Consider the following 9,761-nt stretch of genomic DNA (forward strand, 5'->3'; position numbering starts at 1 on the left):
TTACTTTCGTTTTTTCCCTCGTTCTTCTTCCTTCTTTGAAATGAGTTCATGCTTTAATTCAAAAATCTCTTTGTTTCTCTCTTCAATTTCTTTTTCCAAATCTTCTTTTTTCTCTACCATTTTGTAGTATTCATCAGCAAGGTTAATCTGTAACATCAGATTCTTATGCTTCTCATCCAAATGCTTATACCCATCCTCTTTAGCAAGAGCGGCATATCTTGAGTTTAAGAATAGGGCGATTTTTTGTAAATACTCTTCACTTTCGTATCCGCTAATGGTATATTGTTTATTATTGATAACAACCTTGATATCATTTTTTATATTCATATTTTCACCCCAACGTAGTCTACCTTAAGCCCAAATGTGTATAGGCAAGGTCAGTAACTATCCTTCCTCTTTGTGTTCTTGCTAGGAATCCCGACTGAATCAGATATGGCTCATATACATCCTCTATTGTAGCCGTATCCTCTCCTATGGAAACCGCTATTGTCTCTAAGCCAACAGGGCCTCCGTTAAACTTTTCTATCATTGTAGTAAGTATCTCTCTGTCTATATGGTCAAGCCCGTAACTGTCTATATTAAGGAGTGCAAGCACCTCAGTGGCAACTTCTTTAGTTACCTTTCCGTCATACTTCACCTCTGCAAAATCCCTGACTCTCTTTAGCAGCCTGTTGGCAAGTCTTGGAGTACCTCTTGAACGTCTTGCCATCTCTAGGGCGGCATCCTCATCCACCTTCACTCCCAGCACACCTGCAGAACGCATTATGATTGTCTTTAGCTCAGACAGAGTATAGTATTCTAGTCTATTTACCACTCCAAATCTGTCCCTAAGAGGAGCAGAAAGCATACCCGCCCTTGTGGTTGCACCTATTAGAGTAAATTTGGGCAGTTCAAGCCTAATGCTCTTTGAAGTTGCACCTTTTCCTATAACCACATCTATGGCAAAGTCCTCCATAGCAGGATAAAGTACCTCTTCAACCTGTCTGTTCAGCCTGTGAATCTCATCTACAAAGAGCACATCCCCTTCTTTGAGATTGTTTAATATGGCTGCAACATCTCCCGGCTTCTCTATGGCAGGACCTGAGGTAATCTTAATATGTACTCCCATTTCATTTGCTATGATGCCGGCAAGAGTGGTCTTGCCAAGTCCCGGTGGGCCGTAAAGAAGCACATGGTCAAGCGGTTCTTCTCTTCCCTTAGCTGCCTCTATATACACCTTCATCATTTCCTTAGCTTTTTTCTGTCCGATGTAATCAGTCAAAAACTTAGGCCTTAGAGTATCATCATTTCTTATATCTTCCTCTGAAGCGACTGTAGATATTATCCGTCTTTTTGTATCGTTTTGCATCTATTTCAACCTTTTACATCAGATTTTTAAGAGCTGATTTAACCAAGTCTTCTGATGTCATTTCCTCTGTTATTTCAATTGCAGTTATTGCCTTCATAGCCTCTGTCCTACTATATCCCAGAGCCTCAAGCACCTGTGATGCTTCTTCTTTAATCGCACTTCCTATAGTCAGTGAAATAAAAGGAGATGAATCAGACCGTAGCTCCACAGCCTTGGCATTTATGACACCAACCTTGTCTTTAAGCTCAAGAACCAGCTTTTTAGCTGTTTTGGCTCCTATTCCCTGAGCCTTTTCTATGGTCTTTATATCCTCAGAAAGTATAGCAAAGGTAAGCACATCTGTAGACATAGACGAAAGTATGGCAATCGCAGCCTTAGGTCCTATACCGTTAACCGTAATTAAGAGCTTAAAAAAGTCCAGGTCTTCTTTTTCAAGAAAACCAAAAAGCTGCATAGCATCTTCTCTTATGTGTAGATAGGTATGAAGTTTTATAGCCTCATCCTGCTTTGGAAGCCTGCCGATTACATTGTTTGGCACTATCACTTCCACTCCCATACCATTTACATCTATTATCACACTATCAGCGGTTACACTCTCTAATTTTCCTTTAACTGAGGCTATCATATACAGTCTCCTACATAGTTTATTGTCAAAATTTAATCAGTTCTATGATACAACAAATAGGGCTCTATGTCAAAGTTTAGAGGTGGAAATTTGTGAGTATTCGTGCCTAAAATGTAGTTTTTGTTTGCATTATTGATATGTAAAATGTAGTCAATTATTACATTAATGGCACTTAATCTAGAAAGTAAAATATTTGCTTATTTAGTAAAAATGATTTAATATGTTGTTGGTGTCAAACGCATAAAAATTCTGTTAAAGCTTGCCTGCAAAAGAATTTATTAACCTTTGATACGATTTATATACATAAAGGAGGGCTACTCATGTTAGCTTTGATTACAGGTGCAAGTAGTGGACTTGGGGTTGAATTTGCAAGACTTCTTGCAATGAACGGATATGACCTTATTATAACTGCCAGAAGAAAAGACAGGCTTATGGCACTTAAAAATGCTATAGAAAAGAAATATAATATAAAGGTGGAGGTTGTTTCTGCTGATTTATCGGATGTAAGTGAGGTATTGAATCTTGCAGGTAAATGCTTCACAAAGAAGATTGATGTCCTAATCAACAATGCCGGCTTTGGCATACTTGGTACATTTAACAATATGTCAGGCAGGGACAATGTAGACCTGATTAATACCAATATTACTGCACTTACCCTTCTTAGTCAGGAGTTTATAAAAACTCAGAAAAAGGGATATATACTTAATGTTGCAAGCATTGCAGCCTTCTTACCAGGGCCTCTTCTCTCCACCTACTACGCTTCAAAGGCCTATGTGCTTAGCCTTTCTACGGCGGTAAATGAAGAACTAAAAAGGAGTGGCAAGCCTATATCAGTTACCACACTTTGCCCCGGGCCTATGAAAACTGAATTTTTCTCTACAGCAGGAGCTTCCAAAGAATTTGCCACTGCTGCACCTAGGGACTGCGCAAAAAGAGGCTTAAAGGCCATGTTTAGGAGACAGTCTTTGGTTTTCTCGGATAATCTCACAGCTCTTGGGGCCCTTGGAAGCAGATTTATGCCTTTGGGACTGATTACTAAAATAAGCTACAGGGTGCAAAGAAGTAAGTTGTTGTAGTCCGGTAGGGGGCGGTGGCTAACCGCCGTCACCTCACAGCACTATACATACGATATTAAACTTAATCTATAAAATTATCAATCAGATTACCATTTACATCAAAATATGAATAATAGTTATATAAAAATTCCTTTTCTTTTGAGTATATTTGAAAAACAATACAAAATTGAAACAGGTTATCTCTTAATACATCAAATCTAACGCCATAAGAAATTAATTTTGTATTATCTTCAAGAGTTTCTAAACAGATATCTTTTAAAAAATACTCAGAAGAATCTGTTTCTAAAATTTCTTTAAAATAATCAATCATAATTTGTTTAGACTTTTTTATAATATCAAGACTATCTAAGTTATAATCAATCATTTTTTTATATAACTCAATATCAACCATATAGTAAGATTCTCCTTTATTTATGTGATTTTACAAAATAATCAAAAATCCATTCACCAGATTTTGTTTGATAACCATAAATTCTATTTATAAATGGAAGTTTGACTTTCAATTTACCATAAATTAATGTCTTCCTCATATCCACCTTTCTTCAAACTCGAGGTCACCATAGGCACACTTCCTTTTAGTTCATCCTTCCCACTATCTGGCGATTTGGGACTGCACCAGATAGAAACGTGCGCCGCTAGCCCACCCGCAAAAAGAAAAGCCGCGAATTTCTTCGTGCTTCCCTTATTATGGCAGGTTATATTTTTTTAGAAAAATTAACCATGGACAACTTTGAAAACAAATCCAGCAATTCTTTATTCTGGTTTATAGATGAGTTTACCATATCAGAAATCACACCACTTTGTATACCATATACAAAAAGTTTATGTGGCATTTTATCATAAAAAATCTTAAGGTTTGTACCCATAGGTATATCAAGTTTAATTTTATCAAAAAACTCATCAAGAGCCTTCTTTATAACTCTATGTAGTGGCAAATCATCTTCTTTTTGTGTCTTTTGGTAGGCTGCAATTTTCACAGAAGGTACTATAAAAGGCTCTCCTTTAGATAGGAGTTTGATTCCGTCCTTAGAAAGCTCATAATCATCCACACCTTTTTCCTTTGCCATATCATGTATCCAGCCATTTTGCCCTACTCCGTATTTATATTTTTGGCGTACATCAAGCAAGTGACCATCCTTAAACTCAATATCAGTAAAAGCATTTTCTTTATAAATACCTTTTTCTGAAAAGTATTTTACGTTTGAGCGCAACATACCTAATGCTGCTCTCTGCTCGGTAGGGGTATTGTCTGTTGTTTCATTTCTAACACCCTCTTCAACTTTTTCTAGAATATTCTCTCCATCCTTTGTGAAAAAGCTGCCTTCTCTTGCTTCCAAATCCCTCATATCATAGCCGGTATAACGGTAAATTTTATTGGCTAAATTCCAAAGCCTGCTCTTTTCAAGGCTGTACTGCTCAGACTTCCCAAGGGATGAAGCTGACTGAACAATATGCAATGATAAGACATCAGCATTCTTTCCTTGGTTTAAAACAGTTTCAATCTTTTGTTTTAAATTATCATCTATCTTTCCTAAAACAGTTATCCTCTTAGTATATAAATCGCTCCTAAAGGTCAGGGAAACTCCGTTTGGAATACGAATGCCATTTTCTTCAAAGAGTTTAGATACCTGAAAGTCCATGTTAAGCCTGTCATGAATAGCTCTTCTAAAGCTCTCTATTTCTCCATGAATTCTAGGTGCTTCATAGCCGCGGTAAGCATAGTCTATAACAGAAACATTAGGTTTTCCGCCCTTTAAAACTTTCATCTCGTTAATATATGCATCCATACGATTTCCTGAACTAAGATTACCATCTAAAACCTGATAGTGTAAGTAGGTTGGGTCGAAATATTTTCTACGTATATGATCTTCTGGATCAGCAAAAGACTTGTTTTTGCGATTGATTTCTTCATACATTTTATCAATTTTGTCTTTTAACTCTACTGACGGTCCCTTATATAAATTTTTAGCTGTTCGTCCTTCCAGTTGGTAGGAAGGACTACCAGCGTTAGGCGTAGTAGTCCTTGTAATATCCATATTTTTACCTACCTAAAATTCCAGCCGGAAGTTATATCATAAGTGTAGTCTACTTTCTTTAGTGACACAATCGCTTTCATAAATAGCCCTCACTTTCTTAAAGTAAATTTTGTTTATAGGTCAAATTAACCTATCATTCATTATATCGGATATTTTCTATAAAAATTTAGATGATTAATTAAAAATATATAATATTCCATTCAAATATTTTAAAATGTTAAAGAAAAACTGCCTTAACTTTTATTAGTTATATATTTTTTATTGTAAATTATGCCGAAGTTATTACCTAGATAAAGAAGTAGTTTCCGGTTCAAGCGGAAGTTACTTTTATAAATGAAAGTTAGATTTTCAATTCGCCATGGGTTAATATCCTTCTCATATCAGGCTTCCATAAGATTCGAAATGCTCCATAGACAGTCTTGCTTTCGCCTCATCCTTCCCACTATCAGGTGGATTCGGGACTGCACCAGATAGAAACGTGCAACGTTTGACGCACAACAAAAGAGGAAGTATCTACATTACTATACTTCCTCTTATATTTTAGCTTACAATCACGCAACCTACGGTAGCAACTTTTGTTTTACCCGAAAAAGCATCAAAAATGTCATCACATTACTTTATACACAGAAAATGCCTTACACCCAATCTCACTATTGTCTACAAAGCCAAGTGATTTATAGAATAATGTAGTCTTTTCATTGTCTTCGGTTATTAAATGTTTCTGGTAGACAGAATCATACTCACAAAGTACCTTCTTTAGCAAAAGCGTGCCAACTCCTTTTCTCTGGAACTCAGGATGAACTAAGAGGTCCTGTATGAAGATTACAGAATATCCGTCACCAACCACCCTGATTATGCCAATCAGCTTGTCATCAACATAGGCTCCATATATCTTAAGGGAATTCAAATAAGCATTTCTTAGCATTTCAGGGTTATCAGTATAATTTGTCCAGCCTAAACTTGTATATAATCCAAGAATTTCTGCTTCTTTATATACTGCGTATTCTTTAAGTATAACTTCCATTATTTCTCCTTAATTGGCTCACAAGCCTCCTTAAGCCAAGCTAACTCCTCTCCCTCAAAGTAAGGTGAAAGTTCCTTATATACCAGTTTGTGGTAATCATCTATCTGCTCTATGTCTCTCTTCTCAAGGTATTTCACATCGATTGCTTCTTTATCAATAGGGCAATAGGTTACAGACTCAAAGCACATGAACTGACCATATTCATTTTTAATGTCCTTCTTGCAAAGAAGCTCATTCTCAATTCTTATACCATGGCTGTTCTCAGTATATACACCCGGCTCGTCTGTTGTTATCATGCCCTCTTCAAGAACTGCACTATCATTCCTCTCAGGAACCATCTTCCATCTGAAGCCATTTGGCGCCTCGTGAACATTTAAGAGATAGCCCACACCATGACCTGTTCCACACCTGTAGTCTATACCAATATTCCAAAGTGGAGCACGGCAAAGGATGTCAAGATTAATGCCTGTACATCCATAGAGAAACTTTGCATTTAAGAGGTTCATATGTCCCTTAAGTGTAAGCGTATAATCCCTCTTCCACTCATCTTTAAGAGGGCCAAGTACTATGGTTCTTGTAATATCTGTGGTTCCTTCATAGTACTGTCCGCCTGAGTCAACAAGGAAAAAGCCTTCAGGCTTAAGCTCCGTATCATGCTCAGGTGTAGCTGAGTAGTGCATCATAGCGGCATTTGCATTGTAGGCAGCTATAGTATCAAAGGAGAGTTCAATAAAGCCTTCCTGCTCCCTTCTTCTCTCCTCAAGATAATCGCTTGCGGAAATCTCGGTAATCTTCATCTTGCCAACATTCTTCTTTACCCAGTAAATGAACTTCACCATGGCTACTCCGTCTTTTACATGAGCCTTTTTGATGTTTTCTATCTCTGTAGAATTCTTCTTAGCCTTCTCAAGGGTTGTTGGATTTACCTTAGGAAGCTTTTCAACATTCTCAGGTATATTGCTATAAATAGCATAGTTTACCTTATTGGTGTCAAGCAAGACCTTCTTGCAATCCTTAAGCCCCTTTACATATTCGTAAATATCGTTGTAAGGTCTGATTTCCACATTATTTTTCTCAAATTCAGCTCTAAGTACATCGTTAAGGACTGCTTCATTTAAGAAGATTACAGCCTTGTCCATAAATACAACAGTGTATGACAGCACTACAGGGTTGCAAGGGATGTCATCTCCACGCATATTGTAGAGCCAGGCTATATCATCAAGGGAGGTAAGTATAAAGGCATCAGCTCCCTCTTCTTTCATTTTATCTCTTACAAAGGTAAGCTTATCTGATGCCGGTCTGCCTGAGTATTTTTCTTCAAGAAAAAATGCAGGCTTAACGGAAAGTGCAGGCCTGTCAGTCCAGATTTCATCTACCAGATCCTTGTCATATTTGATAGTAGCATTTTTCTTTTCAATGGCAGCTTTAATCTTATTGCCAAGTGCAGAATTGATAACTCTTCCATCAAAGCCAAGCACACCTTTTTCAGGAATGTTATCTTCAATATACTTTGATATAGTAGGAACCCCCTCCTCATCCATACGCATAAGTTCAATAGTGCTCCCTGAGAGCTCTCTTTCAGCCTGGATAAAATATCTGCCATCTGTCCAAAGAAGAGCCTTATCCTTACCAACTAAAAGGCTGCCCGCTGAACCGGTAAAGCCTGACATATATTTTCTTACTCCAAAATGCTCTCCTGCATATTCTGATTCATGAAAATCAGCTGTAGGCATAAGATAAAAATCAATACCCGCCTCAGCCATCTTCTCTCTTAATTTTGCCAGTTTTTCTTTAACTTCCATTTTGTCCTCCTTGATTAGAACGAACTAATTTTTATATGAAAAGTCTAACACAATGGGGGAGTTTTTTAAAGCATTGATTTTCATTCTTGACATATATATTTATAAGGTATTTAATTACATTATCTAATATTTAGTATTTAGGAGGAAGGTTATGGCAGGTTCAACTTTTGGAACTTTGTTTAAGATAACTACTTGGGGAGAGTCTCATGGTGCAGGACTTGGAGTGGTTATAGACGGCTGTCCTGCAGGACTTTCTCTAAGTAAAGAGGATATTTCCCCTTATATGAACAGAAGGCGCCCGGGAACCGGCAAATATACTACTCCCAGACAAGAAACTGATGATATAGAAATACTTTCAGGTGTGTTCAATGGGCTTACAACGGGCACTCCGATTGCGGTGATGGTAAGAAATGCAGACCAGCATTCAAAGGACTACGATAAGATTGCTAATTACTACCGTCCGGGGCATGCCGACTATACCTTTGATGAAAAATATGGCTTTAGAGACTACAGGGGAGGAGGCCGCTCATCAGGAAGAGAAACCCTTTCCCGAGTAGCCGCAGGTGCTGTAGCAGCTAAGCTTCTCAAAGAATTTGGCATAGATATCCTTGCTTACACTCACTCAATAGGAAATATAAGCTTGCCAGCTGACCTACTTAACGATAGAAGTAAAATAACAAGAGAGGCTGTACTTAATTCCTCGCTTTATATGCCTGATGAAGAATCTACAAAGTTGGCTGAGGGATATCTGGAGGGGATTAAAAAAGGCTTAAACTCTGCCGGCGGAATAGTAGAATGTGTAGCCACAGGGCTTCCCGCAGGGCTTGGTGAGACAGTTTTTGATAAGCTCGATGCAAGGCTTGGTCAGGCTCTATTTTCAATAGGAGCTGTTAAGGGAGTTGAAATAGGCGATGGTTTTGCCTCTGCAAGAAGCACAGGTGCTGACAACAACGATGCCTTCATTTGTGAAAATGGAGAAATTAAAAAGTCTACCAATCATAGCGGTGGTGTTCTAGGCGGAATGAGTGACGGTTCACCTCTCATTGTTAGAGCTGCCTTTAAGCCTACTCCGTCAATTGCTTTGACACAAAGCACTGTTAATAAATACAAGGAAGAAATTGATATAAACATAGAGGGCCGCCACGATCCTATTGTTGTATCCCGTGCAGTAGTAGTTGTTGAATCTATGACAGCCCTTGTACTTGCTGATTTACTGCTTCAGAATTCAGTTTCAAGACTGGATAATTTGAAGAAAATATATGACAAAAAATAAGATAAACTTACTCATTTCAAGGTATAAAACTGCTTGGATTTATATATATAATTGACTCATAACATTTATACTTTGAAGCGAGTATAAGGCGGTGACCAACTGCCATTCTCTCACAGCACTTTACGTACGGTTCTCGTATACAGCGCTTTAAATAGTTGACGTGCACAGACTGATATGCTGCGGCTAAATCATAAAAGCCACTGTTTATCAGTCTTTCTTTTGTCATTACCATGTTAACGGAAACTGTCAGTGTTGTAAGCCAATAGTCACGTCTGCTGTTTGCCGCTTTCAAGCCAAGTCTTTGGGAACTTCCATACCCATCAGTTTTCGGTATCTGGTTCGCACATGTTACCATTGTTTCCACATACACATACATTTTCTGTGATAGAACCATCTGTAACAAGATTGCGTGTAGTTATAGGCCTTTGGCTTGTATGGCAGTCTTATCCTCCAGCATAACCTCATATGAGATTTTTGTTCGTCAGACCAGAGATTTGCCCATGAGTTAGTATCTCCCTCATATTATTTTCGATTTGCTTATCAATATTTTCCAGCTGACCTTTCTTTACCATATCCT

At 37.9% G+C, this 9,761-nt stretch carries 10 protein-coding genes; 2 read left to right on the plus strand and 8 right to left on the minus strand.

Translation table 11 applies throughout. The annotated features are described in order from the left end of the window. Genes ACO6HM_RS11245 through ruvA form a run of 3 tightly spaced genes read right to left on the minus strand, consistent with a single transcriptional unit; the run spans position 1 to position 1,973 of the window. Positions 1–327 (minus strand): cell division protein ZapA, encoded by a 327-nt coding sequence (locus ACO6HM_RS11245; RefSeq protein WP_485391131.1) that lies wholly within the window; start codon positions 325–327, stop codon positions 1–3. Between the two features lie 19 nt (positions 328–346). Continuing rightward, positions 347–1,348, minus strand: coding sequence for a Holliday junction branch migration DNA helicase RuvB (gene ruvB, locus ACO6HM_RS11250; RefSeq protein WP_485391132.1), 1,002 nt, complete (start codon positions 1,346–1,348; stop codon positions 347–349). Positions 1,349–1,361: 13 nt separating this feature from the next. After that, positions 1,362–1,973 (minus strand): Holliday junction branch migration protein RuvA, encoded by a 612-nt coding sequence (ruvA, locus tag ACO6HM_RS11255; protein ID WP_485391133.1) that lies wholly within the window; start codon positions 1,971–1,973, stop codon positions 1,362–1,364. A gap of 320 nt (positions 1,974–2,293) precedes the next feature. On the opposite strand from ruvA, the gene ACO6HM_RS11260 reads away from it, so the two are divergent. Then, positions 2,294–3,049, plus strand: coding sequence for an SDR family NAD(P)-dependent oxidoreductase (locus ACO6HM_RS11260; RefSeq protein WP_485391134.1), 756 nt, complete (start codon positions 2,294–2,296; stop codon positions 3,047–3,049). A gap of 61 nt (positions 3,050–3,110) precedes the next feature. Here ACO6HM_RS11260 and ACO6HM_RS11265 read toward each other — a convergent pair whose 3' ends face one another. The 4 genes from ACO6HM_RS11265 to ACO6HM_RS11280 form a co-directional block, all read right to left on the minus strand. Further along, a complete protein-coding gene (locus ACO6HM_RS11265) occupies positions 3,111–3,440 on the minus strand; it encodes a hypothetical protein (protein ID WP_485391135.1) in 330 nt (109 codons plus the stop codon). A gap of 304 nt (positions 3,441–3,744) precedes the next feature. After that, positions 3,745–5,085, minus strand: a complete 1,341-nt coding sequence (locus ACO6HM_RS11270; protein ID WP_485391136.1) for a DUF4885 family protein — start codon at positions 5,083–5,085, stop codon at positions 3,745–3,747. Positions 5,086–5,692: 607 nt separating this feature from the next. After that, positions 5,693–6,109 (minus strand): GNAT family N-acetyltransferase, encoded by a 417-nt coding sequence (locus ACO6HM_RS11275; protein ID WP_485380238.1) that lies wholly within the window; start codon positions 6,107–6,109, stop codon positions 5,693–5,695. Continuing rightward, positions 6,109–7,911: an aminopeptidase P family protein gene (locus ACO6HM_RS11280; protein WP_485391137.1), complete on the minus strand. Its 1,803-nt coding sequence runs from the start codon at positions 7,909–7,911 to the stop codon at positions 6,109–6,111. Before ACO6HM_RS11280 ends, ACO6HM_RS11275 begins: the two co-directional genes overlap by 1 nt. Before the next feature lie 151 nt (positions 7,912–8,062). Between ACO6HM_RS11280 and aroC the strand changes: the two genes are divergently transcribed. After that, entirely contained in the window at positions 8,063–9,184 is a 1,122-nt protein-coding gene (gene aroC, locus ACO6HM_RS11285; RefSeq protein WP_485391138.1) for a chorismate synthase, read from the plus strand. 16 nt (positions 9,185–9,200) lie between these two features. On the opposite strand, the gene ACO6HM_RS11290 is transcribed toward aroC, so the two are convergent. Further along, positions 9,201–9,539 carry a hypothetical protein gene (locus ACO6HM_RS11290; RefSeq protein ID WP_485391139.1) on the minus strand — a complete coding sequence of 113 codons (339 nt, stop codon included), beginning with the start codon at positions 9,537–9,539 and terminating at the stop codon, positions 9,201–9,203. Positions 9,540–9,761: the final 222 nt, after the last annotated feature.

This window comes from Catonella sp., assembly GCF_057250765.1.

Excerpts from the sequence above, each read along its gene's own strand:
- ACO6HM_RS11280 (WP_485391137.1), bottom strand. The coding sequence starts at position 7,911 with ATGGAAGTTAAAGAAAAACTGGCAAAATTAAGAGAGAAGATGGCTGAG.
- ACO6HM_RS11290 (WP_485391139.1), bottom strand. The coding sequence starts at position 9,539 with ATGGTAACATGTGCGAACCAGATACCGAAAACTGATGGGTATGGAAGT.
- ACO6HM_RS11265 (WP_485391135.1), bottom strand. The coding sequence starts at position 3,440 with ATGGTTGATATTGAGTTATATAAAAAAATGATTGATTATAACTTAGAT.
- ACO6HM_RS11275 (WP_485380238.1), bottom strand. The coding sequence starts at position 6,109 with ATGGAAGTTATACTTAAAGAATACGCAGTATATAAAGAAGCAGAAATT.
- ACO6HM_RS11245 (WP_485391131.1), bottom strand. The coding sequence starts at position 327 with ATGAATATAAAAAATGATATCAAGGTTGTTATCAATAATAAACAATAT.
- ACO6HM_RS11270 (WP_485391136.1), bottom strand. The coding sequence starts at position 5,085 with ATGGATATTACAAGGACTACTACGCCTAACGCTGGTAGTCCTTCCTAC.
- aroC (WP_485391138.1), top strand. The coding sequence starts at position 8,063 with ATGGCAGGTTCAACTTTTGGAACTTTGTTTAAGATAACTACTTGGGGA.
- ruvA (WP_485391133.1), bottom strand. The coding sequence starts at position 1,973 with ATGATAGCCTCAGTTAAAGGAAAATTAGAGAGTGTAACCGCTGATAGT.
- ACO6HM_RS11260 (WP_485391134.1), top strand. The coding sequence starts at position 2,294 with ATGTTAGCTTTGATTACAGGTGCAAGTAGTGGACTTGGGGTTGAATTT.
- ruvB (WP_485391132.1), bottom strand. The coding sequence starts at position 1,348 with ATGCAAAACGATACAAAAAGACGGATAATATCTACAGTCGCTTCAGAG.